Origin of the sequence: Streptomyces sp. NPDC053431, from assembly GCF_044544925.1 — a bacterium.
GTDB lineage: Bacteria > Actinomycetota > Actinomycetes > Streptomycetales > Streptomycetaceae > Streptomyces.
The window spans coordinates 126,558-152,506 of record NZ_JBITXX010000006.1 but is presented as its reverse complement, the minus strand read 5'-3'; the positions used below and the strand labels follow the sequence as shown (position 1 = coordinate 152,506).

At 73.1% G+C, this 25,949-nt stretch carries 22 protein-coding genes; 13 read left to right on the top strand and 9 right to left on the bottom strand.

Annotation, left to right across the window (positions count from 1 at the left end):
* Nucleotides 1-4: 4 nt before the first annotated feature.
* The gene (locus tag ACIGXE_RS17255; RefSeq protein ID WP_399748093.1) at nucleotides 5-922 is read right to left on the bottom strand and encodes a glutaminase; all 918 of its coding nucleotides are present in this window, start codon (nucleotides 920-922) and stop codon (nucleotides 5-7) included.
* Between the two features lie 121 nt (nucleotides 923-1,043).
* On the opposite strand from ACIGXE_RS17255, the gene ACIGXE_RS17250 reads away from it, so the two are divergent.
* Together ACIGXE_RS17250 and ACIGXE_RS17245 are read left to right on the top strand one after the other, a co-directional pair.
* Nucleotides 1,044-1,982 carry an endonuclease/exonuclease/phosphatase family protein gene (locus tag ACIGXE_RS17250; RefSeq protein WP_399748091.1) on the top strand — a complete coding sequence of 313 codons (939 nt, stop codon included), beginning with the start codon at nucleotides 1,044-1,046 and terminating at the stop codon, nucleotides 1,980-1,982.
* Nucleotides 1,983-2,157: 175 nt separating this feature from the next.
* Nucleotides 2,158-2,919, top strand: coding sequence for a VOC family protein (locus ACIGXE_RS17245; protein ID WP_399748089.1), 762 nt, complete (start codon nucleotides 2,158-2,160; stop codon nucleotides 2,917-2,919).
* A 74-nt stretch (nucleotides 2,920-2,993) separates the two neighbouring features.
* Here ACIGXE_RS17245 and ACIGXE_RS17240 read toward each other — a convergent pair whose 3' ends face one another.
* Nucleotides 2,994-4,070 carry an enoyl-CoA hydratase/isomerase family protein gene (locus ACIGXE_RS17240; RefSeq protein ID WP_399748087.1) on the bottom strand — a complete coding sequence of 359 codons (1,077 nt, stop codon included), beginning with the start codon at nucleotides 4,068-4,070 and terminating at the stop codon, nucleotides 2,994-2,996.
* A gap of 181 nt (nucleotides 4,071-4,251) precedes the next feature.
* Here ACIGXE_RS17240 and ACIGXE_RS17235 point away from each other — a divergent pair, with 181 nt between their 5' ends.
* The 4 genes from ACIGXE_RS17235 to ACIGXE_RS17220 all read left to right on the top strand — a co-directional run bounded on the left by ACIGXE_RS17235 (nucleotide 4,252) and on the right by ACIGXE_RS17220 (nucleotide 8,718).
* A complete protein-coding gene (locus ACIGXE_RS17235) occupies nucleotides 4,252-4,734 on the top strand; it encodes an SRPBCC family protein (protein ID WP_399748085.1) in 483 nt (160 codons plus the stop codon).
* A 103-nt stretch (nucleotides 4,735-4,837) separates the two neighbouring features.
* Complete coding sequence (locus tag ACIGXE_RS17230) at nucleotides 4,838-7,615, top strand: SpoIIE family protein phosphatase (protein ID WP_399748083.1); 2,778 nt, start codon at nucleotides 4,838-4,840, stop codon at nucleotides 7,613-7,615.
* Between the two features lie 42 nt (nucleotides 7,616-7,657).
* Entirely contained in the window at nucleotides 7,658-8,062 is a 405-nt protein-coding gene (locus ACIGXE_RS17225; RefSeq protein ID WP_399748081.1) for a VOC family protein, read from the top strand.
* 62 nt (nucleotides 8,063-8,124) lie between these two features.
* Nucleotides 8,125-8,718 carry a TetR/AcrR family transcriptional regulator gene (locus ACIGXE_RS17220; RefSeq protein ID WP_399748492.1) on the top strand — a complete coding sequence of 198 codons (594 nt, stop codon included), beginning with the start codon at nucleotides 8,125-8,127 and terminating at the stop codon, nucleotides 8,716-8,718.
* Between the two features lie 55 nt (nucleotides 8,719-8,773).
* Here the strand turns inward: ACIGXE_RS17220 and ACIGXE_RS17215 are convergent, their stop codons facing one another.
* Together ACIGXE_RS17215 and ACIGXE_RS17210 are read right to left on the bottom strand one after the other, a co-directional pair.
* On the bottom strand, nucleotides 8,774-10,042 hold the full coding sequence (locus ACIGXE_RS17215; RefSeq protein WP_399748079.1) for a phosphoribosyltransferase family protein: 1,269 nt from the start codon (nucleotides 10,040-10,042) through the stop codon (nucleotides 8,774-8,776).
* A 46-nt stretch (nucleotides 10,043-10,088) separates the two neighbouring features.
* The gene (locus ACIGXE_RS17210; RefSeq protein ID WP_399748077.1) at nucleotides 10,089-11,219 is read right to left on the bottom strand and encodes a CapA family protein; all 1,131 of its coding nucleotides are present in this window, start codon (nucleotides 11,217-11,219) and stop codon (nucleotides 10,089-10,091) included.
* Nucleotides 11,220-11,364: 145 nt separating this feature from the next.
* Here ACIGXE_RS17210 and ACIGXE_RS17205 point away from each other — a divergent pair, with 145 nt between their 5' ends.
* Nucleotides 11,365-12,738, top strand: coding sequence for a serine hydrolase domain-containing protein (locus tag ACIGXE_RS17205; protein WP_399748075.1), 1,374 nt, complete (start codon nucleotides 11,365-11,367; stop codon nucleotides 12,736-12,738).
* Here the strand turns inward: ACIGXE_RS17205 and ACIGXE_RS17200 are convergent.
* Nucleotides 12,735-13,415, bottom strand: a complete 681-nt coding sequence (locus ACIGXE_RS17200; RefSeq protein WP_399748073.1) for a hypothetical protein — start codon at nucleotides 13,413-13,415, stop codon at nucleotides 12,735-12,737. The genes ACIGXE_RS17205 and ACIGXE_RS17200 overlap by 4 nt on opposite strands.
* 147 nt (nucleotides 13,416-13,562) lie before the next feature.
* On the opposite strand from ACIGXE_RS17200, the gene ACIGXE_RS17195 reads away from it, so the two are divergent.
* Entirely contained in the window at nucleotides 13,563-14,210 is a 648-nt protein-coding gene (locus tag ACIGXE_RS17195) for an NADPH-dependent F420 reductase (protein ID WP_399748071.1), read from the top strand.
* An 88-nt stretch (nucleotides 14,211-14,298) separates the two neighbouring features.
* Here the strand turns inward: ACIGXE_RS17195 and ACIGXE_RS17190 are convergent, their stop codons facing one another.
* Nucleotides 14,299-15,726 (bottom strand): aspartate ammonia-lyase, encoded by a 1,428-nt coding sequence (locus ACIGXE_RS17190; protein WP_399748069.1) that lies wholly within the window; start codon nucleotides 15,724-15,726, stop codon nucleotides 14,299-14,301.
* A 75-nt stretch (nucleotides 15,727-15,801) separates the two neighbouring features.
* Complete coding sequence (locus ACIGXE_RS17185) at nucleotides 15,802-16,842, bottom strand: asparaginase (RefSeq protein WP_399748068.1); 1,041 nt, start codon at nucleotides 16,840-16,842, stop codon at nucleotides 15,802-15,804.
* A gap of 108 nt (nucleotides 16,843-16,950) precedes the next feature.
* Here ACIGXE_RS17185 and ACIGXE_RS17180 point away from each other — a divergent pair, with 108 nt between their 5' ends.
* From ACIGXE_RS17180 to ACIGXE_RS17165, 4 genes are all read left to right on the top strand, one after another.
* On the top strand, nucleotides 16,951-17,406 hold the full coding sequence (locus ACIGXE_RS17180) for an Lrp/AsnC family transcriptional regulator (protein WP_399748066.1): 456 nt from the start codon (nucleotides 16,951-16,953) through the stop codon (nucleotides 17,404-17,406).
* A 178-nt stretch (nucleotides 17,407-17,584) separates the two neighbouring features.
* The gene (locus ACIGXE_RS17175; RefSeq protein ID WP_399748064.1) at nucleotides 17,585-19,048 is read left to right on the top strand and encodes a hydrolase; all 1,464 of its coding nucleotides are present in this window, start codon (nucleotides 17,585-17,587) and stop codon (nucleotides 19,046-19,048) included.
* Nucleotides 19,049-19,080: 32 nt separating this feature from the next.
* Nucleotides 19,081-19,881: an endonuclease I family protein gene (locus tag ACIGXE_RS17170; RefSeq protein WP_399748062.1), complete on the top strand. Its 801-nt coding sequence runs from the start codon at nucleotides 19,081-19,083 to the stop codon at nucleotides 19,879-19,881.
* A 310-nt stretch (nucleotides 19,882-20,191) separates the two neighbouring features.
* Nucleotides 20,192-20,923 (top strand): flavodoxin family protein, encoded by a 732-nt coding sequence (locus ACIGXE_RS17165; protein WP_399748061.1) that lies wholly within the window; start codon nucleotides 20,192-20,194, stop codon nucleotides 20,921-20,923.
* A gap of 44 nt (nucleotides 20,924-20,967) precedes the next feature.
* Here ACIGXE_RS17165 and ACIGXE_RS17160 read toward each other — a convergent pair whose 3' ends face one another.
* Complete coding sequence (locus ACIGXE_RS17160) at nucleotides 20,968-22,224, bottom strand: MFS transporter (protein WP_399748059.1); 1,257 nt, start codon at nucleotides 22,222-22,224, stop codon at nucleotides 20,968-20,970.
* A gap of 140 nt (nucleotides 22,225-22,364) precedes the next feature.
* Here ACIGXE_RS17160 and ACIGXE_RS17155 point away from each other — a divergent pair, with 140 nt between their 5' ends.
* Nucleotides 22,365-23,246 (top strand): winged helix-turn-helix transcriptional regulator, encoded by an 882-nt coding sequence (locus ACIGXE_RS17155; RefSeq protein WP_399748057.1) that lies wholly within the window; start codon nucleotides 22,365-22,367, stop codon nucleotides 23,244-23,246.
* Between the two features lie 137 nt (nucleotides 23,247-23,383).
* On the opposite strand, the gene ACIGXE_RS17150 is transcribed toward ACIGXE_RS17155, so the two are convergent.
* The gene (locus ACIGXE_RS17150) at nucleotides 23,384-25,765 is read right to left on the bottom strand and encodes a hypothetical protein (RefSeq protein ID WP_399748055.1); all 2,382 of its coding nucleotides are present in this window, start codon (nucleotides 25,763-25,765) and stop codon (nucleotides 23,384-23,386) included.
* Nucleotides 25,766-25,949 lie beyond the last annotated feature (184 nt).

Here is a 25,949-nt window from a genome sequence, read left to right as displayed (position 1 = left end):
GCCGTCAGAAGACGGACAGGCCGGTGATGGTGGTGAACCGGTCGAGGGCGGCGACGCCGGCGACCGAGTTCCCGCGCTCGTCGAGACCGGGGCTCCACACGCACAGGGTGCAGCGGCCCGGGACGACGGCGATGATGCCGCCGCCGACTCCGCTCTTGCCGGGCAGTCCGACCCGGTAGGCGAAGTCGCCGGCGGCGTCGTACGTCCCGCAGGTGAGCATGACGGCGTTGACCTGCTTGGCCTGGCTGCGGGTGAGCAGCCGGGAGCCGTCGGCGCGGACGCCGTGCCGGGCGAGGAAGCCGGTGGCGAGGGCGAGGTCGGCGCAGGAGGCCTCGATGGAGCACTGCCGGAAGTACTCGCGGAGCAGGGTCGGCACCGGGTTGGCGATGTTGTCGTAGCTCGCCATGAAGTGGGCGAGGGCGGCGTTGCGGTCGCCGTGCGCGGTCTCGGAGGCGGCGACGTCGCGGTCGAAGTCGAGGTCCTGGTTGCCGCTCTCGGCGCGCAGGAAGTCGAGGAGGACGCCGGAGGCGTCGCCGGTGATCCGGTGCAGCTGGTCGGTGACGACCAGGGCGCCCGCGTTGATGAAGGGGTTGCGCGGGATGCCGTTCTCGTACTCCAGCTGGACCAGCGAGTTGAACGGGTTGCCGGAGGGTTCGCGGCCGACGTGCTCCCAGAGCGGTTCGCCCTTGCGGGCGAGGGCCAGGGCGAGCGTGAACACCTTGGTTACGGACTGGGTGGAGAAGGGCTGCTGCCAGTCCCCCACCCCGTACACGGTGCCGTCGAGTTCGGCGACGGCCATCCCGAAGCGGCCGGGGTCGGCGGTGGCGAGCGCGGGGATGTAGTCGGCGGGCCGGCCGCGTTCGACGAGGTCGGCGATCTCCTCGGCGATGCGGTCCAGGACGGGTTCGAACGTCAACAGCATGAACACATCATGCGTCGGAGGGTCACCGGCGCTGTCGGTGCCCCCTCCTATGATCGTCACCGTGTCGCTCGGGTTGCGGCATCCGGCCGCGGCCCGGCCGGCCACGAGGGGGGATTTCGTCATGCGACGACACATCGGACGCGGCCTGCGGCTCGCGCTCACGGGGGCGCTCGCCGCGGTGCTGCTGCCGGCGACGGCGGCGCAGGCCGAGACGCCGGCCCCGCGCACGTACACGGTCTGGCAGTGGAACGTGGCGGGGAACACGATCCACGACGGCTCCACGACCGACGGTCTGGTGACCCAGGCGGCGGCGTCCGTCGTCAACCGGGGCGCCGACTTCGCCGCGTTCAACGAGCTGTGCCAGGGGCAGTACAGCGCCCTGGTGAACGAGCTGCGGGCGCAGGGCTGGCCGCAGGACCCGGCGAACTTCGCCCGCTTCGAGCCGAGCCGCCCGGCCGGGAACGCGGCGGTGTGCCGGGGCGAGGCGTTCGGGAACGCGATCTTCAGCAGGCGTCCGCTCGGCGGTGCCGCCCGCTTCGCCCTGCCGGACGACGGCACGGCCGAGAAGCGCAACATGCTGTGCGCGCCGCTCACGGACGGAACGGCGACCCGGTTCTGCACGACCCACATCACGACGAGCCAGTCGTTCAACGTGGCCCAGCTGGAGTTCGTGCGCCAGCGGCTGGAGGAGTACGCGGCCGCCGGCGAGACGGCTCTCGTCGCGGGCGACTTCAACGCCCAGCCGCACTACGGCCGGCTGAACTCGTACTACGCACCCAGCGTGAACACCCCGTACAACGGCGACAACACCGGGCAGTACCGGGAGCTCGACGACGCCGACGCCGACCACTGCCCCGGCTACGGCGAGTGGACCGCGGACGGCACGCCCGGGGCGACGCCGCCGTGCGGCGGGTACGCGAAGATCGACCACATCTTCGTCCGGGAGAGCGCCCTGGCCGGACCGTACAGCGCGGACTCGCTGGCGATCTCGACGGCGTGCACCGGCGTCGCGGCCTGCTCCGACCACCGCATACTCGTCGGCACGGTGACGGTCGCGTAGCGGCCCCCGCGGCCCTGGGCGCGCCGCGGCGCGCCCCGCGGCGGGTGACGAGCCGGGTGGCGGAGCCGGGGCGTCCGGGTGAGGGTGGCCCTAGGAGGCGTAGGGGCGGAGGCCGAACGGGAGTGAGGTGAGCCGGGTGCCGTTGACCGCGGATGAGCCGGGAGCGCCCTGCTGGATGAGTCTGGCGGCGCGCGACCTCGACGCGGCGGAGCAGTTCTACGCGGCCGTGCTCGGCTGGACCTTCCGGCGGGGCCCGCTGAGCCACGGCTTCTCCGTCGGTGAGCGGGACGGGGTCCCGGTGGCCGGGATCGGCGAGGTCGCCGTCCGGATGGGTGTACCCGTGGCCTGGACGGTGTATTTCGCGGTCGCCGACGCGGACGAGGCGGTGGCACGGATCCGGGAACGCGGCGGCACGGTCGGCGTGGGCCCGGTGCCCTTCCCGCCGCGCGGCCGGGCGGCGCTCGCCACCGATCTGGAGGGGGCGGCGTTCGCGATCTGGGAGGGCCGGATCTCCTCGCGCTGGCGGCTCGGCGAGCGCCACGCGCCCGCCTGGCTGGAGCTGCACACCCGCAACGCGTTCGACGCCGCGCTGTTCTACGGCGGCGTGCTGCAGTGGGTGGACGGCGGCGCGGAACGCTTCGAGGTCGCGTACGAGGACGAGCAGGTGGTGCTGCGCAGTCATGGTGAGGCGGTCGCTCGGCTGAACAGCGGCCCCGCCGAGGCGGCCTCGTCGCAGCCGCAGCTGCGGCCCCGCTGGCTGGTCCACTTCCGTGTCCCGGACCTGGAGCGGGCGACCGCGGCGGCGCTCTCCCTCGGCGGCGCCCTGGTCCCGGAGGCGGACCACGGCTGGCCGGCCCCGGCGGGCCGGCGGGCGACGGTGCGCGACCCGCAGGGCGGCCTGTTCACCCTGGACGAGTCGTCGGCGGACCCGGACTGACCGGCCACGCACCGGGGCGGGCGCGGCCGACCGCCCGGCCCGGCGGTCTTCGGCCGCCCGCGCGCCGAACGGGCTCAGTTCTCCGGGTGGCCGGGAGGAGTGAGCCCGAGTTCGCCCGCGGCGCGCGGGGCGAACCAGCGCTCGGTGGCCTCCTCCGTCACCTCGGCGAGGGTCGGCGGGGTCCAGCGCGGGTTCCGGTCCTTGTCGACGACCTGGGCGCGGATGCCCTCGACGAGGTCCGGGGAGGTGAGGGCCGCGCAGGAGAGGCGGAACTCCATGTTCAGCGCCGCTTCGAGCGAGTCCGTGGCCCGGGCGCGGCGGACCGCGGCGAGGGTGGCCTTGAGGGCGGTGGGCGAGCGGGTGAGCAGGACGGTCGCGGTCTCCTTGGCCTCGGGGACGCCGGAGTCGGTGAGACGTGCCACGATGCCTTCGACGGTGTCGGCCGCGTAGCAGGCGTCGATCCAGGGGCGTCGGGCGGCGAGTTCCCCGTCGGGCGCCGGCCGGGCGAAGCGGGCGACCGCGTCGGCGGCCGGCTCGGTGGTGAGGGCGGCGGCCAGCGCGGGCAGGTCGGCGGAGGGGATGAAGTGGTCGGCGAGACCGGTGAGGATGGCGTCGGCGGCGCCCGCCGGGGTGCCGGTGAGGGCGAGGTGGGTGCCGAGCTCGCCGGGAGCGCGGCCGAGCAGGTGGGTGCCGCCGACGTCGGGGACGAAGCCGATGCCGGTCTCGGGCATGGCGACGCGCGAGCGTTCGGTGACGATCCGGACGGAGCCGTGGCCGGAGACGCCGACGCCGCCGCCCATGACGATGCCGTCCATGAAGGCCACGTACGGCTTGGGGTAGCGGGCGATGCGGGCGTTGAGCCGGTACTCGTCGCGCCAGAAGTCGACGGTCGCGGTGCCGCCGGCGCGGGCGTCGTCGTGGATGGCGCGGATGTCGCCGCCGGCGCACAGGCCCCGCTCCCCCGCCCCGCGGAGGACGACGGTCGTCACGGCCGGGTCGTGCTCCCAGGCGGTCAGTGCCTCGTCGATCCGGCGCACCATGCCGTGGGTGAGGGCGTTGATGGCCCGGGGCCGGTTGAGGGTGAGGAGGCCGGCGCGGCCCTCGGTGCGGACGAGGACCTCCGGCTCGGGGAGGCCGGTGGGTACCGACATGCTGCCTTCTTCCTTCCGGCCCGCCGGGCCGATGTCCGGCCCGGTCTGCGCGGCGTCCGCCTGTTCCGAGGCGTCCGCCGAAACGATCTTCCGTCCACCGTAGCCGCCCGGAGGGCGGCCGCACAGGGCGCCCGTCCGCTACCGTACCCGCGGGTAAGTCGGCGGATCGAGGGGAGCGGACGTGGCGCGGCAGCGGAGTCTGGAGGAATCGGTGCTGGTGGACGCGGATCGCGCCACCTTGTACGGCCTGGTGGCGGACCTGCGGAACATGGGGCGCTGGAGCCCCGAGTGCCGCCGGGTCTTCGTCTCCCGGCCGCCGGTGCGGGCGGGGAGCCGGTTCGTCGGGTTCAACCGGCGCGGCCCCTTCCTCTGGTGCACCACCGGCCGGATCACGACGGCCCGCCCGGGCGAGGAGTTCGTCTTCGACGTGGGCGTCTTCGGGCTGCCGATCGCGCGCTGGGGCTATCGCTTCGAGGACGAGGGCGCGGGTACCCGGGTCACCGAGACCTGGCAGGACCTGCGGACGGGGACGGGCTCCGGCCTGACCGACCTGCTCGGCACGGTCTTCGCGGGCACCTCCCCGGAGCGGCGGATCGCCGTGAACCGGCACGGAATGCGCACCACGCTGGCGCGCATCGCGCGCGCCGCCGCCCCGGCCGGCTGAGCCGCCGGTCGCGCTCCGTGGCGGCCTCCCGTTTCCCCTGCCGGTGCGGCCGGGGGCAGCATGGAAGGAAGCCCCCGGCGAGCAGGGCGGGAAGGAGCGCACCGTGACGCGAGGCGCGGACGGGTCTCCCGGTGGAACCCGCGGGCGACCCACCGGACTACGGAGCGTCGCGAGCCAGGTCTTCGCCCTGCAGGCGATCATCGCACTGCTGATCGTGGCCGCCGCGGCGCTCGCTCTCGTGCTGCAAGGGCAGTACGACAGCGAGCAGGACGCCCGTAACCGTTCCCTGGCCGTCGCCGAGACCCTCGCGCACGCTCCGGGGATCGTGGAGGCCATGCGCTCGCCCGACCCGTCGGCGGTGCTCCAGCCCCGGGCCGAGGGGGCCCGCCGTGGGTCCGGGGTCGACTTCGTGGCCGTGCTCGCCCCGGACGGGGCCCGTTACACGGACTCCGACCCCTCCCTGATCGGCCAGCGGGCGCAGGGGGACATCGAACGGGCCCGGGCCGGCGAGTCGTTCACGGAGATATTCCACGGCGCGCCGAACGACGCCGTGCGGGCGGTGGTCCCGGTCCGGGACGAGAACGGGACCGTCATCGGCATGGTGAGCAGCGGCGTCGAGGTGGCGACCGTCGGGCACGCCGTGCAGGGCCGGCTGCCGCTGCTGCTCGGCGCGGCGGGCATCGGTCTGGCCTTCGCGGTGGGCGGCGCGGCGCTGGTGAGCGCCCGGCTGCGGCGCCAGACGCACGGGCTCGGGCCGACCGAGGTGACCCGCCTCAAGGAGCACCACGAGGCGGTCCTCCACTCGGTGAAGGAGGGGGTGCTGATCGTCGCGGGTGACGGGCGGCTGCTGCTCGCGAACGACGAGGCCCGCCGGCTCCTGAAGCTGCCGGAGAACGCGGAGCGGCGCCATGTCAGGGAACTGGGGCTCGAACCGCGGACGGCCGCGTTGCTGCTGTCGGGGCGGGCCGCGACGGACGAGGTCCACCTGGCCGGGGACCGGCTGCTCGCGGTGAACGTACGGCCCACGGGGAACGGCGCGGCCGAGGGCGGCTGCGTCATGACCATGCGCGACACGACCGAGCTGTCCGCGCTGACCGGCCGGGCCGAGGTGGCGCGGGGCCGGTTGCGGCTGCTCTACGAGGCCGGAACGCGGATCGGCACGACGCTGGACGTGGTCCGGACGGCGGAGGAGCTGTCGGAGGTGGCGGTGCCCCGGTTCGCCGACTTCGTGACGGTGGAGCTCCTCGATCCCGTGGTGCGCGGTGAAGAGCCCTCGGGCGCGTTCACCGAGATGCGGCGGACGGCGCTGAGCGGGGTGAGCGCGGAGACCCCGCTGCAGCCGGTGGGTGATCTCATCCGGTTCGTGGTGCCGAGCACGCCGATGGCCTCGGCCCTGGACGAGGGGCGGGCGGTGCTCCAGGCGGATCTGGCCGCGGCGCAGGGCTGGCGGGCGCAGGACCCGGAGGGCGCGGCGCAGGCGCTGGCGTACGGGCTGCACTCGCTGCTCACGGTGCCGCTGCTGGCGCGCGGAGTCGTGCTCGGGATGGCCAACTTCTGGCGCGGCCGGGAGACCGCGGAGCCGTTCGGGGAGGAGGACCTGTCCTTCGCGGAGGAGCTGGCGGCGCGCGCGGCGCTGGCGATCGACAACGCGCGGCGGTTCACCCGCGAGCACTCCATGGCGGTGGCGCTGCAGCGCAGTCTGCTGCCGCGGGTGCTGCCGGAGCAGAGCGCGATGCGGGTCTCGTTCCGCTACCTGCCGGCGAAGGCGGGGGTGGGCGGGGACTGGTTCGACGTCATCCCGCTGCCGGGGGCGCGGGTGGCGCTGGTGGTGGGGGACGTGGTGGGGCACGGTCTGCACGCGGCGGCGACCATGGGCCGGCTGCGGACGGCGGTGGCGAACTTCTCGACGCTCGACGTGCCCCCGGACGAGCTCCTGAGCCATCTGGACGAGTTGATCGACCGGCTCGGCGAGGAGCACGAGCCGGGCGGCGAGGGGACCGTCGTCGGCGACGGGGACAGCAGGACGGAGGGCACCGCGGGAGCCACCTGCCTGTACGCCATCTACGACCCGACCACCGGTTCCTGCACGATGGCGAGCGCCGGTCATCCGGGGCCCGCGCTCGTGCGGCCGGACGGGAGCGTCGAGTTCCCGGCGGTGCCGGCCGGGCTGCCGCTGGGCCTCGGCCTCGGCGACCGCCCGTTCGAGTCCGCGCGGCTGAAGCTGGAGCCGGGCAGCAAGCTGGTCATGTTCACGGACGGGCTCCTGGAGGACCGGCACCGGGACTACGACACCGGCCTCGAGCTGCTGCGCAAGACCCTGGCGCGGCCGGGCCGCTCCCCCGAGCAGACCTGCGCCGACGTGCTCGCGTCGCTGCTGCGGCCGATGCCGAGCGACGACATCGCGCTCCTGGTGGCGAGCGCGCACCGCATCCCGCCGGACCGGATCGCCGAGTGGGAGGTGCCGAACGACCCGTCCGCCGTCGCTCCGGTGCGCTCGGCGGCGGCGGCGCGGATCGCGGCGTGGGACCTGGCGGACGTCGGGTTCACGGCGGAGCTGGTGCTCAGCGAGCTGATCACCAACGCGATCCGCTACGGGCGCCCACCGGTGCGGGTGCGGATCGTCTACGACCGGACGCTGATCTGCGAGGTGTCCGACGGCAGCAGCACCTCCCCGCACCTGCGGCACGCGGCGGACACCGACGAGGGGGGCCGCGGGCTCTTCCTGGTGGCGCAGTTCGCCCAGCGCTGGGGCACCCGGTACGCGCGCCGCGGCAAGACGATCTGGGCCGAGCTGCCCATCTCCGCGGACCAGCCGGGCGGCGGCGGCAACGGGTCGGGGCCGGTGCCGGACCTGGACGCCCTGGAGGACCTGGCCTGGTGAGGGCGGGTTAGGGTCGGCGCGGGAGCGACCCTGGAGGAGCGCATGACCGGCCCGGCCGTCACCGGCACACTGCACCACGTGGAGATCTGGGTGCCCGACATCGCGCGGGCGACGGCCTCGTTCGGCCCGCTGCTCGAAGCGCTCGGCCATGTGCCGTTCCAGGAGTGGGAGCGGGGCCGGAGCTGGCGGCTCGGGTCGACGTATCTGGTCTTCGAGGAGTCCTCGGCGCTGAGCGCGGACACCCACGACCGGCTGCGTCCGGGCCTCAACCATCTGGCCTTCCACGTGGCGACGCGCGCGGAGATGGACCGGCTGGTCGAGGACGCCGTGCGCGGCGGGTGGCGGCTGCTGTTCCCCGACCGGCATCCGCACGCGGGTGGGGAGCGGAGCTGTGCCGCCTACCTGGAGGACGCGGACGGGTTCGAGGTCGAGCTCGTCGTCCACTGAGCCACTCCACCCGTAGTACTCTGCGCGGAGTACTGATGATGCCTGTGACGGGAGTGACGACAGTGGCGCGCAGGAACCCGGAGCGCAGGGCCGCGCTCGTCGACGCCGCGATCGAGGTGCTGGCCCGGGACGGGGCGCGGGGGCTCACCTTCCGGGCCGTGGACACCGAGGCGGCCGTGCCGCCCGGCACCGCCTCGAACTACTTCCTCAACCGGGACGACCTGCTCACCCAGGCGGGCGCCCGGGTGTACGAGCGGCTGCAACCCGGCGAGGACGAGATCGCCCGCCAGCAGGCGGCGTCCCCGGACCGGGAGACGTACAAGGAGCTGATGAAGGAGGTCGTCGGCCGGGTCAGCTCCTTCCGCACGGGCTATCTGGCCCTCCTCGAACTGCGGCTGGAGGCGACCCGGCGTCCGGAGCTGCGCGCGGTCCTCACCGAGCGCGTCCGCGCCGACGTCGAGGCCAACCTGACCTATCACGAGGCCTCGGGCCTGCCCGGTGACGCGACGGCCGTGAAGCTGCTCATCCTGGCCTTCAACTGGCTGATCGTCGAGCAGCTCACGCTGCCGGGCGTCTTCTCGGAGGAGGAACAGGACGCGCTGATCGAGGCGGCCGTGGACCGGATCGTCGGTGGGTCCTCGGCGCCGACAACCTAATCGGCGTCGTCTTCGGCGTCGACGACCTAGTCGGCGGCGGCGGCGTTCGGCTTCGTCACAGCCGGTCGGCGAACCAGGCCGCCGCCAGCGTGCCCACCTGTTCCAGGGCTCCGGGCTCCTCGAAGAGGTGGCCCGCGCCCGGGACGGTGACCAGCCGGTGTTCGCAGCGCAGCCGCCGCTCGGCCTGGTGGTTGAGGTCGAGGACCAGTGGGTCGGCGCCACCGACGATCAGCAGGGTCGGGGCGGTGACCTCGGGCAGCCGCTCGTCGGCCAGGTCGGGCCGGCCGCCCCGGGAGACGACGGCGCCGACGCCGCTGCCCGGCTCGGCCGCGGCCCAGAGGGCGGCCGCCGCGCCCGTACTGGCCCCGAAATAGCCGGTGCGCAGCCGGCCCGTGCCCGGCCGGGCCGCGAGCCAGTCGGCGGCCCGGCCCAGGCGCTCGGCGAGCAGCGGGGTGTCGAAGACGTTGGCCCGGTCGGCGGCCTCGTCCTCGGTGAGCAGGTCGAAGAGGAGCGTGCCCAGTCCCGCGCGGTTCAGGATCTCGGCGACGGCCCGGTTGCGCGGGCTGTGCCGGCTGCTACCGCTGCCGTGCGCGAACAGAACGACGCCCGTGGCCCCTTCGGGCACGGTGAGCCGCCCGCCGACCGCGAGCTCGCCGAGCGGGATGCGCACCTCGGTGTCCTCACCGCGTGCGCCGCGTCGCAGCCGCAGCCGGGCGACGACCTCCTCGTCGGGGGTCTGGGAGAAGTCCCGGTAGAACTGCCCGATGGCGTAGAAGCCGCCGGGTTCGTGGACGCAGTACGTCTCGTCGGCGGAGGTACCGACCCGCGTGGTCCAGCCGCGCGGCGCGACCGGCACCGCGAGGAGGATCCGGGCGGCCCCCCGGGCCCGTACCACCTGGCAGGCGGCGAGCGCGGTGGCCCCGGTGGCGAAGCCGTCGTCGACGACGACCGCGGTACGGCCACGGATGTCGGCGGGCTCGCGGGCGCCGCGGTAGCGCCGGGCGCGCTCCTCCAGGACGGCCCGCTCGCGCCGTTCGACCTCGGCGAGGTCGTGGTCCGACACCCCGCTCTGGACGATGACCTCGTCGTTGAGCACCCGTACGCCGTTCTCGCCGATGGCGCCCATGGCCAGTTCGGGCTGGTAGGGCACGCCCAGTTTCCGTACGAGACAGATGTCGAGCGGCGCGTCGAGGGCGTCGGCGACCTCGGCGGCGACGGGCACTCCCCCGCGGGGCAGCCCCAGAACGGTGACGTCCTGCCCCTTGAGGCCTTCGAGTCGTGCGGCGAGCTGCCTGCCCGCGTCGGTACGGTCGGTGAAGTACATGTCCTGCTCGCCTTCCTGCCCGTCCGCGCGCCGGCCCGACGGGCCGTCACACGGGCCGGGCGGTCAGGGCCGGGGCGTCGCCCTCCGCCGTGGGGGCCGGGGCGATCCGCATCCCGTAGGGGTGACTGATCCGGCCGAGCACGTCATGGAGCCACCACGCGTCCCGCTCCGGTGCCCGTTCGAGGCGCAGGCGCCGGCTGCGCAGCGGCACGAGCCGCACCTCCTCCAGGCTGCCGTCCTCGTCGTGGACGGTGACGAGGTGAAGGAGGCGCAGGTCGTCGCGGTAGCGCTCCTGTCCGGTGATGCCCTCGTAGTCGTTGACGAGGTCGCCGCAGCCGTGCAGGACGAGCCTGCCCCGGTACGCCTCCAGGGGCCGCGGGTGGTGCGAGGAGTGACCGTGCACGATGTCGGCGCCCGCGTCGACGAGGGCGTGGCCGAAGGCGACCTCGGCGCGGGCGGGGGCGTAGCCCCAGTTGGAGCCCCAGTGCACGGAGACCACGACGAGGTCGCCGGGGCGCCGCGCGGCGCGCAGCCGGGCGGTGAGCCGGGTCGCGGCCTCGTCGTCGGGGCCCGCCGCGTAGTGGACCCCGCCGCGCCGGGAGGTGGCGGCCCAGTCGCGGGGCACGCCGCTGGACGCCAGGCCGAGCGCGAACACCAGGAGCCGGCGCCCGCCGGGCAGCGGGACCGTCGCGGGCCGCCGGGCCTCCTCGGCGTCGCGTCCGGCGCCCACCGTGCGCAGTCCGGCGCCGGCGAGGGCGCCGAGGGTCTCGTCGAGACCGCGCCGGCCGTAGTCCAGGACGTGGTTGTTGGCGAGGACGACCACGTCCGGGCGGACGGCGCTGAGCGCGGGCAGGTTGGCCGGGTCCATGCGGTAGTGGACGGCCTTGCCGGGGACCGGCTCGGGGTGGCGGGTGACCGAGGTCTCCAGATTGACCACGCGGGCGTCGGGCCGCGCGGCGTCGATCAGGCCGAGGGCCTCGCCCCACGGGTAGGCGGGCCCGGCGGGCCGGGGCACCGGCCCGGAGACGGCCTCGGCGAGGGTCACGTAGTCGCGGGCGTCGCGCACGTACCGCTCGGGCAGGGCGGGGTCGAGGGGATGGGGGAGGATCTGGTCGACCCCGCGGCCGAGCATCACGTCGCCGCAGAGGAACAGTCCGGTCAGACCGCCGCCGCCCATACACCCAGGGTAGTCCGCCGGACATCATGCGTTTCGGTGATCGTGATCGTTCCGGGGTAGGACGCGGCACGCGGGTGGGCCCGACCAGGATGGACGGTCCGCGCATCGACCGTGCGCGGACCGAACGACGGAGGGGACCCCGTTCATGCGCACCTCGCGCGCCTCACACACCACGCGCACCTCCCGCCCCGGCCGCTTAGGCCTCGCCCGCCCGGCCCGTACGACGGCCGTGCTCTCGACCGCCCTGCTCGCCCTGTCGCTGGGAGTGCTGCCGGCCCAGGCCGCCGACACCGCGGGGGCGCCGGCCGGCCAGGCGGCGGCCCGCCATCTGCCGGCGCTCGACCGCGCGGCCCTGCGCACCTCGCTCGACGCCTTCCACGCCGCCGGCATGTACGGGGCGTTCGCCGCGGTCCGGGACGGCTCCGAGCAGTGGCGGGGTGCCACCGGCCTCGCCGACCCGGTCACCGGGCGACCCATGGCCCCGGACTTCGAGCAGCGGGTCGGCAGCATCACCAAGAGCTTCACGTCCGTCGCGATCCTCCAGCAGTGGGAGCGCGGCCGGATCGACCTGGACGCGCCGGTCGCCCGCTACGTCCCGGACCTCGTGCCCGGCGAGCGCGGCCGGCAGGTGACGGTCCGGATGCTGCTCAACCACACGAGCGGCATCGCGGACTACGTCCTGCCCGCCTTCCCCGGCCTCCTGCAGGACCCGGGGAGGACGCTGGACGAGAACCGGCTGCGGCACGTCGAGCCGCAGGAGCTGGTCCGCCTCGGCCTGGCCGCCCCGCCGGTCAAGCCGCGGGGGGAGTTCAGCTACGCCAACACCAACTACGTCCTCGCGGGGCTGATCCTGGAGCGGGTCACCGGCCAGGACGCGGAGGCGTACATCACCCGCAACGTCATCCGGCGGGCGGGCCTGCGCCACACCTACTTCCCGGCCTCGGCGTCCCTGAAGGGCCCGCACGCGGGGATGTACGAGTCGTTCTACGGCTTCATCGACCCGCCGCGCGACTACAGCACGTACGACATGTCGTGGGCGAGCACGGCCGGCGCGCTGGTGTCGACGACGAACGACCTGAACGTCTTCTACCGCAAGCTGCTCGGCGGCAGGCTCATCGGTCCGGCCGCACTGCGCGCGATGAAGACGACGGTCCCCGCGTACGAGACGGAGCCCGGCGAGGAGGCCGCGATGCGCTACGGACTGGGCCTCTACACCCTGAAGATGCCGAGCGGCGGTTGGTACTGGGGGCACGACGGCGCGGTCTTCGGCGCGGGCACCTGGTCCCTCGCCACGGAGGACGGCCGGCGCCAGGTCTCCGTGGCCTACAACCTGATGAAGTACCAGCGCCTCGACGAGCAGGGCCGCCCGCTGCCGGAGCCGATCACGCCGGCGCTCTACGCGTTCGTGGACGGCGCCCTGAGCGGCGGCGCCCCGGCGGCCGGCCAGGGCCTGCGCTCCGCCGCACCGCCGGCGGCGCCCGGTCTCCCGCCGCTGGTCGACCAGCTGCCGCTGCCCTAACGGCCGGCCCGGGCCGCGCGGCGGACGGTGGCGTCCACGAGGGCGAGCGCGTCCGCCGCGGTGCGGCCCGGGGCCCGGTTCCACGGGCCGATGAGCTCGTACCAGCCGCGCGAGCGGAGCTCCTGGAGCATCCACGCCCCGGCCTCGTTCATGGTGCCGGCGCTGCCGTACCCGAGGCGGTGGGCGGCGAGCATCGCCCCGCAGACGCACCGCGCGCCCCGGAGGTCGCGGAGCTTGTACGGGGTGTTCTGCCAGCCCCACTCGGTGAGGACGCGCCGGGCGTGCGCGAGGTGGACCGAGGGGCGCACGTCGGGCTGTCCGATGCGGCGCCAGACGTGCAGCCGGTCCGGCAGGATCGCGCCGAGCCGTCCCGGGAGCGCCCGTTCGGCGGGCCGGGGGGCGGGCGGGGCGGCTAGGGACGCGAGGGCGTCGGAGACGAGCCGGTCCACCGGGACGGACAGCAGCCGCCGCCAGTCGGTCTCCTCCTCCCGGGTCGGCGGGGCCTCGCCCTCCCGGACCGGCGGGGTCTCGCTCTCCCGGACCGGCGGGGTCTCGCTCCACGCCGTCACGATCTCCTGCCAGGCCCGCCATGCCTCGCTGTCGAGCAGGGCGGCGGCCTCGCGGTCGAGCGCGTCCGGGGTGGTGGGGGCGACGGGGACGGTGGGGGCGGTGGTCATGCGGGTGACTCCACGACGTAGTCGTTCCTGGTTCGGTAGGAATGTCGGCTTTGTCGCGTTGGAACTTGAGTCGTACGCCCTCCCCGCGGCACCCCAGGGCGTACGGTCACCTCGGGATTTCCGACGTCACGAAGGAGCGCAACGCGCATGAGAATCGCGGTACTCGGCACGGGAGAGGTCGGCCGTCGGCTCGGGAGCAAGCTGGTCTCGCTCGGCCACGAGGTGACCCTCGGGTCCAGGTCCGCGGATCACGCGGGGGCGAAGGAGTGGGCCGCGGAGCACCGCTCCGCGCACGGCACCTTCGCCGCGGCCGCGTCCGGCGCCGAGCTGGTGGTGAACGCGACCGGCGGGCTCGTGTCGCTGGCCGCTCTCGAAGCGGCGGGCGCGGAGAACCTGGACGGCAAGGTCCTGGTCGACGTGTCGAACGCGCTGGACTTCTCGCAGGGTGTGCCGCCGAGGGTGGCGCAGCCGGAGGGCGGCAGCGTGGCCGAGGAGATCCAGCGCGCGTTCCCCGGCGCGCGGGTGGTGAAGACGCTCAACACCATGACGAACACGGTGATGGTCGACCCGGGCCGCGTCCCGGGCGCCCACGTCGTCTTCGTGTGCGGGAACGACGCCGAGGCCAAGGCCGTCGTGACCGACCTGCTGAAGTCCTTCGGCTGGCCGGCCGACCGGATCCTCGACCTCGGCGATCTGGCGGGTGCCCGGGCGACCGAGCTGGTGCTGCCGCTGTGGCTGCGCCTGATGGGCACCTTCGGCACCGCGGAGTTCAACTTCGCGGTACCGAAGGCCTGAGCGGTCGGGCCCGACGGGCCCGACCGGTCGGTCCGACGGGCCTGACCGTCCGGCCTGAGCAGTCGGCCTGAGCGGCCGGCCTGACGGATCAGGCGTTCAGTACACCGCCCGAGGTGCCCGTGAGGTGCTCGGGCGTGAGCAGCTCGGCGAGCCGCTCGGGCGGGAGCAGGCCCTTCTCCAGGGTGAGTTCGGCGACCGAGCGGCCGGTGGCGAGGGCCTCCTGGGCGATGGCGGTGGCCGCCGTGTAGCCGAGGTGCGGGTTGAGCGCGGTGGCCAGGCCGATGGAGTTCTCGACGCTCGCGCGCAGCGTGTCGACGTTGGCGGTGATGCCGGTGACACAGCGCTCGGCGAGGGTGAGGCAGGCCGCCTTCAGGGAGGTCAGGCTCTTCGACAGGGCGTGGAAGATGACCGGCTCGAAAGCGTTGAGCTGGAGCTGGCCGCCCTCCGCCGCCATGGTGATCGTCATGTCGTTGCCGATCACCTCGAAGGCGACCTGGTTGACCACCTCGGGGATGACCGGGTTGACCTTGCCCGGCATGATGCTGGAACCGGCCTGCACCGGCGGCAGGTTGATCTCGCCGAGGCCGGCGCGCGGGCCGGAGGACAGCAGCCGCAGGTCGTTGCAGGTCTTGGAGAGCTTCACGGCGATCCGCTTGAGGACGCCGGACAGCTGGACGAAGGCACCGCAGTCCTGGGTGGCCTCGACGAGGTTGACGGAGGTCACCAGGGGCAGGCCGGTGAGGTCCGCGAGGTGGCGGCGGGCGGTCTCCGCGTAGCCCGGGGCGGCGTTCAGACCGGTCCCGATGGCGGTGGCACCGAGGTTGATCTCGTGGATCAGCTCGACGGCCTCGGCGAGCCGCCCGCGGTCCTCCTCCAGCATCACGGCGTAGGTGGAGAACTCCTGGCCCAGCGTCATGGGCACGGCGTCCTGGAGCTGGGTGCGGCCCATCTTGACGACCCCGCCGAACTCGACCGCCTTCTCGGCGAAGGCGTCCTGGAGGACGGCCATCGCGCGCAGCAGCTCGCGGGCCGCGCCGATGGCGGCGATGCGGATGGCCGTCGGGTAGACGTCGTTGGTCGACTGGCCGAGGTTGACGTCCTCGTTGGGGTGCAGGTGCGCGTACGCGCCCTTGGGGTGCCCGAGGAGTTCGAGCGCGCGGTTGGCGACGACCTCGTTGGCGTTCATGTTGGTGGAGGTGCCGGCGCCGCCCTGGACGACGTCCACGACGAACTCCCCGTGCAGCGCGCCGCCGCGGATCTCGCGGCAGGCGGCGACGATCGCGCCGGCCTTCTCGGCGGGCAGCAGGCCGAGCTCCTCGTTGGCGAGGGCGGCGGCCTCCTTGACGGCGGCGAGGGCGTCGATGAGCAGCGGGTAGACGGAGATCGGGGTGCCGGTGATGGCGAAGTTCTCCGTGGCGCGCAGGGTGTGCACGCCCCAGTACGCCTCGGCGGGGACGTCCCGGTCGCCGAGCAGGTCGTGCTCGCGGCGGACGTTCTTCTGTTGTGCGGGGATCACGGTGACGGGTGCCTTACGCGGGGGGGGGAGGGACGGCGGAAGGGAGCGGGCGTGAGGGGTGGGGCGCGCGTCGGCTCAGTGGGCGGCGGCGAGCGCCTGCTCCGGTCGGACGGGGCCTTCGAGGAGGCCGCGGAGCAGCGCGGTGCGGCGGTCCGGGGAGGCGATGTCGGCGAGGAGCGCGGCCAGCAGGGCGATGCGGGCCTGGCCGGGGCGCAGGGTGCCGGCGAGGACGGCGCCGGCGGCGGCCAGGTCGACGGCGCCGCCGCCCGTGTAGACCTCGGCGACGGGGCCGGAGGCGACGCGGGTGGACAGGACGACGTGGACGCCCTCGTCGACGGCGCGGGCGACGGCCTCGGCGATCTCGGGGGTGGCGTTGCCGGCGCCGGTGCCGACGAGGACGATGCCCCGGGCGCCGGCGGCCACGGCCGCCTCGAAGAGGACCGGGTCGCCGTCGGAGTGGTGCATGACGATGTCGACGCGCGGCGCGGGCCTGCCGTCGGCGGGCAGCGGGAGCGGAGCGGAGCGTTCGGGCTCGCGCTCGATCTCGACCTGGCCGAAGCCGAGGCGGCCGACGCGCTCGCCGGAGGGGTCGGCGAAGGGGTCCGCGGCCAGGGTCCTGGTCTTGACGGTGCCGCGGGCGGCGTGGACGAGGCCGTCGAAGACGACGAGGACGCCGAGGCCGTGGACGGTGGCCGCGACCTGGAGGGCGTCGTAGAGGTTGCCGGGGCCGTCGCCGTCGCCCGTGCCGAAGGGGCGCTGGGCACCGGTGAGGACCACCGGGCGCGGGTCGGAGTGGTGCAGGTCCAGGAAGAAGGCCGACTCCTCGAGGGTGTCGGTGCCGTGGGTGACGACGATGCCGTCGACACCGGGGTCGGCGAGCGTCTCGTGGACGGTGCGCAGCAGGGTGAGCTGGCGGTCGGTGGTCATCCGGGAGCTGTTCACGTTGAAGAGGTCGACGACCTCGACGTGGACGTTGTCGGGGACCGCGGCGGTCGCGACGACGTCGTCGCCGGAGGCGTCGGCGGCGTATCCGCTGCCGGTCCAGCGGCTGGCTATGGTGCCGCCGGTGCTGATGACCACGATGCGGCGCGGCCGGGCGTCGCGCGTCCACTTCATGATGGTGCTGTCCTTCCTCGGGGTGCGCGGCAACGATAGGCCAGGAGACGCGCAACGCGATTGCGAAATGAACCCGGACTCATGAATTCCGTGGTGGATAATTGCGCCATGGACCGGATTGATCTTCAGATCTTGCGTGAGCTTCAGCGGGACGGACGGCTCAGCAACCAGGAGCTCGCCCAGCGCATCGGACTCAGCCCCTCCCCCTGCATGCGCCGGGTGCGCCAGCTGGAACAGGACGGCGTGATCCAGGGGTATCGCGCGGTGATCGACCCCGAGGCGGTCGGGCGCGGCTTCGAGGTCCTGGTCTCGGTGGAGGTGAAGCGGGACCGGGAGACGGTCGAGGCCTTCGAGGCGGCGCTGCAGGACATCCCGGACGTGATCGAGGCGTACCGCCTCTTCGGCAGCCCCGGCTGCCTGCTGCGGATCGCGGTCGCCGACCTGGCGGCGTACGAGCGGCTGTGGATCGAGCGGCTCACGACCCTGGCGGGGGTCACGGAGGTGAACTCACAGATCATCATGAAGCGGGTCAAGGAGCCGCGCGGTCTGCCGGTGGACCGCTGATCGTTCACCGGAACGTCAACCTCCGGGCGGAGTAAGGCATTCCATGGGCGGGATCTGGTCATGTACGGTTCAACCGCGCGGGACGTGAGCGTCCGATCCCCGACGTTCTACGCGCGCAGAGTGGGCGCCCGCACCGCCTTTCCGCCCTTCCGCCCCATCCCCCACGGAGGTCTGACGGATGCTCGGACTCACCAGGTCCACCCGCCGTTTCGCCACCCTGACCGCCTGCGGCGCCCTCGTCGCCGCCGCGGCGTCCACCGCTCTCGGCTCACCCGCGGCCGCCGCGCCGGACCCGGCGGCGGAGGCCGCCACCACGCCGCTGCGCGTGCTCTTCGACAACTCCAAGGCGGAGACCGCCGGGAACGCCGACTGGATCATCGGCACCGGCCAGCCCGACCCGCTCACCCAGGACCCCACGCCCACCGTCGAGACCGACTGGACCGGTGCCCTGTCGGCCTGGGGCGTGGCCCTGCAGAAGACCGGCCGCTACGCGCTCAGGACGCTCCCGTCCGGCGGCACCATCACGTACGGCACCACCGCCGCCACCGACCTGCGGAACTTCGACACCTTCGTGCTGCCCGAGCCCAACGTGCGGCTCAGCGCGAGCGAGAAGACCGCGGTCATGCGGTTCGTCCAGAACGGCGGCGGCCTGTTCCTCGTCTCCGACCACAGCGGCGCCGACCGCAACAACGACGGCTGGGACGCGGTCGAGGTCATCAACGACCTGATGGCCGCCAACGGCGTGGACGACACCGACCCGTTCGGCTTCACCGTCGACACCGGCACCGTCCAGACCGACGACCCGCGCGCGATCGGCGACCCGACCGACCCCGTCCTCAACGGTTCCTTCGGCAAGGTGACCGGCAGCATCATCCGCAGCGGCACCACCGTCACCCTCAAGCCGGCCGACAACCCGGCGGTCAAGGGCCTGGTCTACCGGACGGGCTCCTCCGGCACGACCGGCGCCTTCTTCGCGACCAGCACCTTCGGCAGCGGGCGCGTCGCCGTCTGGGGCGACAGCTCGCCGATCGACGACGGCACCGGCCAGTCCGGCAACACGCTGTACGACGGCTGGAACGACCCCGCCGGCACGAACGCGCAGCTGGCCCTGAACGCCACCGACTGGCTCTCCGAGGCGCCGGCCGGCGGCGGGGGCGGGGGTGGCGGCTGCGCCGCCGGCCAGCTGCTCGCCAACCCGGGCTTCGAGTCCGGCGCCACCGCCTGGACCGCCTCACCGGGCGTCATCACCGACGACCCCGGGCGCCCGGCCCGCACCGGCTCGTACAAGGCCTGGCTGAGCGGCTACGGCTCCGCCCACACCGACACGCTGTCCCAGACGGTGACGGTCCCGGCGGGCTGCACCACCGCCGCCCTCAGCTTCCACACGCGCATCGACACGGCCGAGACCACCACGACCACCGCGTACGACACGCTCAAGGTCCAGCTCCTCGACAGCGGCGGCGGCGTGCTGGCCACCCTCGCCACGTACTCGAACCTCAACGCGGCCGCCGGCTACGTGCAGCGCTCCTTCGACCTGGCCGCCTACGCCGGCCGGACCGTCACGCTGAGGTTCACCGGCACGGAGGGCTCCACCCTCCAGACCTCGTTCGTCATCGACGACACCTCGCTCACCGTCGGCTGACACCCCCACCCCCACACCCGGAAGGGACACCCATGTCCGTTGCGCACCGAAGCGGTTGGAAGACCTGGGCGGCGATATCCGCCGTCCTCACCGGCCTCGTCCTTCCCACCGTCACCGCGTCCCCCGCCGACGCCACGACCACGGCGTACGACAGCACGTACTACAAGAACGCGGTCGGCAAGACCGGCACGAGCCTCAAGACCTCGCTGCACACGATCATCAGCAGCCAGAGCAAGATCTCGTACGACGCGGTCTGGAACGCCCTCAAGGCCACCGACCAGGACCCGAACAACGCCAACAACGTGCTCCTGCTCTACAGCGGCGTCTCGCGGAGCAAGAGCCTGAGCGGCGGCTCCGTCGGCGACTGGAACCGCGAGCACGTGTGGGCCCAGTCGCACGGCGACTTCGGCACCTCGGCCGGCCCCGGCACCGACCTGCACCACCTGCGCGCCTGCGACGTCCAGGTCAACAGCATCCGCGGCAACAAGGACTTCGACAACGGCGGCAGCGCGGTCAGCGGCGCCACCGGCAGCTACACGGACGCCAACTCCTTCGAGCCGCGCGACGCCGACAAGGGCGACGTGGCCCGGATGATCCTCTACATGGCCGTCCGTTACGAGGGCGACGACGCCTGGCCCGACCTGGAGCCCAACGACTCCACCACCAACGGCAGCGTCCCCTTCATGGGCCGCCTGTCGGTCCTGAAGCAGTGGAACGAGCAGGACCCGCCGAGCGCCTTCGAGGAGCGCCGCAACGACGTCATCTACAACTCCTACCAGCACAACCGCAATCCGTTCATCGACCACCCGGAGTGGGTCGAGGCAATCTGGTGACCCGAGCGTGAACCGGTGACCCGAACGTGAGAGACGCCGGGCTCCCCCGCATGCGCGGGGAGCCCGGCCGCACGCCGCCGAGGGGACCGGCGGGGCGTCAGGCCGGTCCGGCATGCTCGCGCCACGCGTTCGGGCGCCCGCCGGGGGCCCGGCGAGGCCGGGCCGCGCAGGCTGGGAGGGTCGTCCCACGCCTGCGCGGAGCCGGCGGACGGTCAGGCGACCGGCCCAGCTCCGCGAGCGCCCGGGGCGAAGGCCTGGTGAGCTGTACGGGGAGATCGCCGGCGCCTTCACAGCCGGACTCCCGGAGCGTATGGAGGAGGATTCCGTGCCGGACTCGTCGACGTCGTACGCCGACCTGCGCGCCCTGGTGATCAACTGCACCCTGAAGCGTGCCCCGGAGCGCAGCCACACCCAGGGGCTGATCGACATCAGCACCGGGATCATGGAGCGCCAGGGCGTGCGGGTCGACGTGCTCAGGGCGGTGGACATCGACATCGCGACCGGTGTCTGGCCGGACATGACGGAGCACGGGTGGGAGACGGACGAGTGGCCGGTGGTCTACTCGCAGGTGATGGCCGCCGACATCCTGACCCTGGCGGGGCCTGTGTGGCTGGGAGACAACTCCTCGGTCATGAAGAAGGTGATCGAGCGGCTGTACGCCTGCTCGTCGATCCTCAACGAGCGCGGCCAGTACGCCTACTACGGTCGCGTGGGCGGCTGCCTGATCACCGGCAACGAGGACGGCGCCAAGCACTGCGCGATGAACGTCCTCTACAGCCTCCAGCACCTCGGATACGTCGTTCCGCCGCAGGCGGACGCGGGCTGGGTCGGCGAGGCCGGCCCGGGCCCGTCGTACCTCGACCCCGGCTCCGGGGGGCCGGACAACGACTTCACGAACCGCAACACGACCTTCATGACCTGGAACCAGCTCCACCTGGCGAGGATGCTCAAGGACGCCGGCGGCATCCCCGCCCACGGAAACCAGCGCTCCGAGTGGGACGCCGGCTGCCGGTTCGACTTCGAGAACCCCGAGCACCGTTGAGTCTGCCTGGTCAGCTGATCTGACGGTGGCGTGGCGCCGGGACGTCAGATGAGGTCGCGGTGGCGGCCCACCTTGGTGGAGAAGAGGTAGAGCGGGGGCAGGAAGGCGGCGGCGCAGACGGTCCAGAGCGCGGTGTGGGCGCCGACCCAGGTGGCGAGGAGGCCGGCGGTGAGGGCGCCGAGCGGCAGCGCGCCCCAGGAGACGAAGCGGACCGTGGCCATCACGCGGGACAGCAGCTCCGGGGGCGACTGGGTCTGCCGGTAGGTGCGGGTGGTGATCGAGCCGATGACGGTGCCGAAGGCGAAGCCCGCGTTGCCCAGGGCGAACCAGTACGCGTCCCCCGCCGACGTGGTCAGCGGGGCGAGCAGCAGCAGCGCGCCGCCGGCCAGGTCGGCCGCGATGATGCCCCGCGCGGTGCCGAGGCGGGTGGTCACCCGGACCGCGACGGCGGCGCCGGCAAGGCCGCCGACCCCGTCCATGGCGAGGACGAGACCGAGCTGTACGGAATCGAGGCCGGCCTCGCGGACCAGGTACAGGGGGGTGAGGGCGACGAGGGCCGCGTTGAGGAAGTTGGCGGCGGTCGCCCAGATCATGCAGGGCCGCATGACCGGGTGCCTGGTGACGTACCGCCAGCCCTCACTCATCAGCCGGAGCACGCTCTCGCCGGTGCGGGGCGCGGGGCGGCTCTCGGGGAGGGTCCGCAGGAGCGCAGCGGAGGTCAGGTAGCTGGCGGCGTCGACGACGAGCGCGCCGACCGGGCCGGTGGCGCCGATCAGGACGCCACCGAGGGAGGGACCGCCGGTGTCGGTGACGGCGTGCGTTCCGGACATGACGCTGTTGCGGGCGGCCAGCTGCCGGGCCGGGACGACGGCGGGCAGGAACGTCGAGTTGCCGATGTCGAACAGCACCGTCGCCGCGCCGGTGACGAGCGCCGCGACCAGCAGATGCGGATAGGTGAGGGTGCCGAGCCACCAGGCGAGCGGCAGCGATCCGAGCGCCGCGAACCGCACGAGGTCGAGCGCGACCTGGAGCCGGCGCAGCGGTACGCGCTGCGCTACGACGCCCGCCGGGAGGCTGAGCAGCAGCCAGGAGATCTGTCCGGCGGCGGCGAGCAGAGCGACCTCGAAGGCGGTGGCGTCGAGGACGGTGAGGGCGACGAGCGGCAGGGCGAGGGCCCTGACGGCGGTGCCCGCGCCGCTGACGGTGGCGGCGGCCCAGTAGCGCCAGAAGACGCCCGGCGGCGAGGTCTCCTCCTCGTCGTCCCGCCGGTCGCCCTTCGGAATCGCTCGTGTCCCGCTCATACGGCGCCCACCCCCTGGGTCTCGTTAGTCTCTTTTGGGAACTCACTCGTTCCCGGGTGAGTTTCTATCGGGAACCGACCTGATGGCGCAAGATGGTCCCGAGGAACGGTCGCCGTGCGCGGAGGAATGGAGACGCTGTGATGAGGTCGGTGCCCGATCGGGACGCGGCGTGCGCGATCGCGCATGCGGCGGCGGTGGTCGGCGACTGGTGGAGCCTGCTCCTGATCCGGGAGACCGCGCGGGGACACCACCGGTTCGACGCGCTCCAGGAGGAGCTGGGCATCTCCCGGAAGGTGCTCACCGAGCGCCTGGCGCACCTGGTGGAGACGGGGGTCCTGGAGAAGGTCCCGTACCAGGAGAGGCCTGTGCGGCACGAGTACCGGCTGACGGAGAGCGGCCGGGGGCTCCTGCCGGTACTCCTTTCGATGCAGGACTGGGCGGACCGCTGGGTCTTCGGCGACGGTTCGCTCAGCGGCACCGCCGACGAGGCGAGCGCGGAGGCGCGCCGCGTCGCGGGCCTGGCGGGCGAGCGGCTGCCGCCCCTGCGGCTGCCGGGCCATCGGGACGGCGAGCCGGTGGACCCGGTGACCGGCGACGTGGCCACCGTCCTGTTCTGTTATCCGGCGACCGGGTCCCCCAGCCCCCTGCCGGACGGCTGGTCGGGCATTCCCGGCACCGTTGGCTGCACGCTGGAGAACCGGCTCTTCCGGGACGCGTACGAGGACTTCCGCGCGGCGGGCGCGGAGGTGCGCGGCGTCAGCACCCAGCGCCCCGACGAGCAGCGGGTGTTCGCGGTCGAGGAGAACCTTCCCTTCACTCTCCTCTCGGACGTCGACCTGCGCCTCGCCGCCGCCCTGCGACTGCCCACCTTCCGCGCCGGGCAGCTGCTGCGGCTGAAGCGGGCCGTGCTGGTGGTGGACCGCGACCGTGTGGTGCGGCACGCGCGCTTCCCGGTGAAGGACATCCCGGCGGCGGTGGACGAAGCGTTGACGGAGGTGCGGCGCCTGGCAGCAGAGGACTGACGACACCCCCGGCGGGCCTGCGGGCCGGAAAACCGGTCGAGCGACCGGGTCCGACACCGGCAGGCCACAGGGGAAGGGCCCCACCCCGGGGTGAACCGGGGTGGGGCCCTTCCTGTTCGTGCTGCTCGCCGTTCCGGCTACTCCTGGACGGTGCGGCGACGCCGCATCCACCACACCAGGGCCGCGCCGGCGGCGGCGATCGCCGCGGCGATGCCGGAGATCAGGCCGATCGGGGTGTCCGATCCGGTGTCGGCGAGGCCGCCGTCCGGGTCCGGCCGGTTCGCCGGAGGCGTCGCGCCGCCGTTGCCGCCGGTGTGACCGTTGCCGGGCTTCGTCGGGTCCGGGCCCGGCGACGTGGGCGGGTCGGTCGGGTCGGTCGGGTCGGTCGGCGTCGGGTCGGGCTTCCCGTCATCCGTCACGGCGGCGCCGTTGCCGCCCAGGAAGGCGGTGTCGCTGTCGCGGGCGGAGGTCTCCGTGCGCACGGAGTCCTTCGTCGCACGAGGCAGCTCACGGTGCTGGGCGGTGAACTCGACCCCGGTGATGTTCCGCTTGGGGACCTTGGCGAAGTCGACGCCGCCGACGAAGAACGTGTAGATCCGGCCGTCGCCGAGGGGCCATTCGTAGGTGAAGTCGCCCTTGGTGAAGGACTTCACCATCTCCTGCCACACGGTCCGCTTGTCCCAGTGGGCGTTCTCGCCGCGCAGCGGCCACCGCTTCAGGTCGTTGCTGTTGATGATGGGACGGAAGTCGGTGGCCTTCTTCGCGTCCTGCTGGCGGATCCACTCGGCCGCGACGCGGGACTTGTAGACGCGGCGCAGGTCGGCGTACTTGGGGTCGGTGTTGATCTGCTTCTGGACGTGCGGGACGAGGTACTGCGTGATCAGCCGGTGGCTGCGCTCCTTCTCCGCCTTGCTGAGCTTCTTCGAGCAGTCCTCTCCCTGTACGGGGGTGGAGAAGTCCATCGCCGCGTGGTTGACCTCCAGCGGGGCGTCGAGGATGTAGATCCCGCCGTCCTGCTCGCGGACCTTCGCCCGGCCGGGAACGATCCAGTTGCGCCCCGATCCCCAGCACGGCACCCCGTCGACCTTGGGAGCGGCGTCCATGAACTCCTTGCCCGGGGACTTCTTGGGGTCCATGGCGCGGGAGAAGTCCCGCTTCATCTCCATGTCGGCCACGAGGAGGACACGGCCGGCGTCGGTCTCACCGAACGCCTTGTCCATGATGGTGTCGGGCTGGTCGGGGTTGAGGTTCACCCACTGCCGGTCCGGGGTGAGCGCCAGCCATGTGAACAGGGCGTCGGAGGCCAGTTCGAGCTTCGCCTGTCCTCCCCAGCCCGGGTTGTCGTCCTCGTCGGGCATGAGGTCGGCCTTCATGGAGTAGTCCAGAGCCTTGCCCTTGACCGGGTTGCCGACGTACTGGAGCTCCAGGGTGGAGAAGTCCACTCCGCCCGGGCCCCGGCCGAGCGCGGACCGGGCGTTGTCCGCCAGGTACTGGTTCTGCAACTGCCGGGCCTGGGCGGGGTTCTGCCCCGACCCGTAGGCGATCGAGGCGCCCGGGCCCTGGGTGCCGCGGTTCGGCAGCGGGTTGAACACGTTGTACGTCTTCGTGTACTTCGTCTGCGGCCACTGGCCCTTCGCGGTCGCCCGGCGCTCGGCGATCCGGATCGGGTTGTTCCCCGTCCCCCGCTCAGCCCGCAGCTTGTCGTTCTCGGCCTTGTAGTCGCGGAGGGTGGCCCCGTTCGGCTTCTCCGACGTGAACATCGTCAGGCGGTGCCGGGTGAAGTCGTACTTCGCGTCCTTGTGCCGCAGGATGATCCTGTCGGCCCGGAGCTGGGCCGGCTTGCGCTTCCCGTCGGACTTGAACTCCCCCAGCTCACCGGTGCGCTGGTTGTAGGAGTCGTACCGCCGGGAGGCGATCTTCTTGCCGTCCTTGTCGAAGATCTCGATCGTGACCTCGCACAGCCAGTCAGGGCCGACCATGTTGAAGTCCTGGACCGCCTTGACCTCGAACACGCCCCCCTTCTGCTTGCTGACCTGCGCGCTGATCAGGTTGACCTTCCAGCTGCCGAACGGCTTGGGGTTGTTCGACTCGTTCCGGTGCCGCTTGTAGCGGGAGTAGATCGCCTTGCGCATGTCCTCCGGGTCCTTGGAGGCCGCGTACGCGTTGTCCCACTTGTCGATGTCCGCGCGGGTGCCGGTGACCTGCCCCAGCTCGGCCGCGGTGGGCGCGGGAACGTTCTCGAAGCCCTTGAACGAGTTGTTGTAGTAGTACTCCTCGTCCGGCCCGGACTTCGTCCAGTACTGCTCGCCCGTCGGCGCCCCCGAGTTGTTCGGCGTACGCGGGACGGTCCTCTTCAGGTGCAACTGGTCGCACCGCTTGCCGCCGGTGATCTTCGCGTAGTCCCCCGGCGCGGCCGACGCCACGGACGGCAGGCCGAGCAGCAGCACCGCAGCCGAGGAGACGACCGCCAGCGCGGCAGATAGGCGCCTTCTCAGGCGCCGTCGTATAGGTGTGCTCACGTAGTGTCCCTGGTCGTGGGGGCCACGGGACTCAAGACTGCGAGGGCAGGTCGGACAAGGGGCCCCCGTATCGTGCCCGCTCCTGCCGATCCACCACCCTAGAGGCCGTCAACACCCCACGCACAACGGGTTGTTGACGTGGCGTGTGATGACTCCGCGAAGATCCTGCGTGGGTGACGGCGTG

Coding starts and splice junctions, on each gene's coding strand:
- ACIGXE_RS17255 (WP_399748093.1), bottom strand. CDS start 922: ATGCTGTTGACGTTCGAACCCGTCCTGGACCGCATCGCCGAGGAGATC.
- ACIGXE_RS17250 (WP_399748091.1), top strand. CDS start 1,044: ATGCGACGACACATCGGACGCGGCCTGCGGCTCGCGCTCACGGGGGCG.
- ACIGXE_RS17245 (WP_399748089.1), top strand. CDS start 2,158: ATGAGTCTGGCGGCGCGCGACCTCGACGCGGCGGAGCAGTTCTACGCG.
- ACIGXE_RS17240 (WP_399748087.1), bottom strand. CDS start 4,070: ATGTCGGTACCCACCGGCCTCCCCGAGCCGGAGGTCCTCGTCCGCACC.
- ACIGXE_RS17225 (WP_399748081.1), top strand. CDS start 7,658: ATGACCGGCCCGGCCGTCACCGGCACACTGCACCACGTGGAGATCTGG.
- ACIGXE_RS17215 (WP_399748079.1), bottom strand. CDS start 10,042: ATGTACTTCACCGACCGTACCGACGCGGGCAGGCAGCTCGCCGCACGA.
- ACIGXE_RS17210 (WP_399748077.1), bottom strand. CDS start 11,219: ATGGGCGGCGGCGGTCTGACCGGACTGTTCCTCTGCGGCGACGTGATG.
- ACIGXE_RS17205 (WP_399748075.1), top strand. CDS start 11,365: ATGCGCACCTCGCGCGCCTCACACACCACGCGCACCTCCCGCCCCGGC.
- ACIGXE_RS17200 (WP_399748073.1), bottom strand. CDS start 13,415: ATGACCACCGCCCCCACCGTCCCCGTCGCCCCCACCACCCCGGACGCG.
- ACIGXE_RS17195 (WP_399748071.1), top strand. CDS start 13,563: ATGAGAATCGCGGTACTCGGCACGGGAGAGGTCGGCCGTCGGCTCGGG.
- ACIGXE_RS17185 (WP_399748068.1), bottom strand. CDS start 16,842: ATGAAGTGGACGCGCGACGCCCGGCCGCGCCGCATCGTGGTCATCAGC.
- ACIGXE_RS17180 (WP_399748066.1), top strand. CDS start 16,951: ATGGACCGGATTGATCTTCAGATCTTGCGTGAGCTTCAGCGGGACGGA.
- ACIGXE_RS17175 (WP_399748064.1), top strand. CDS start 17,585: ATGCTCGGACTCACCAGGTCCACCCGCCGTTTCGCCACCCTGACCGCC.
- ACIGXE_RS17170 (WP_399748062.1), top strand. CDS start 19,081: ATGTCCGTTGCGCACCGAAGCGGTTGGAAGACCTGGGCGGCGATATCC.
- ACIGXE_RS17165 (WP_399748061.1), top strand. CDS start 20,192: ATGGAGGAGGATTCCGTGCCGGACTCGTCGACGTCGTACGCCGACCTG.
- ACIGXE_RS17160 (WP_399748059.1), bottom strand. CDS start 22,224: ATGAGCGGGACACGAGCGATTCCGAAGGGCGACCGGCGGGACGACGAG.
- ACIGXE_RS17155 (WP_399748057.1), top strand. CDS start 22,365: ATGAGGTCGGTGCCCGATCGGGACGCGGCGTGCGCGATCGCGCATGCG.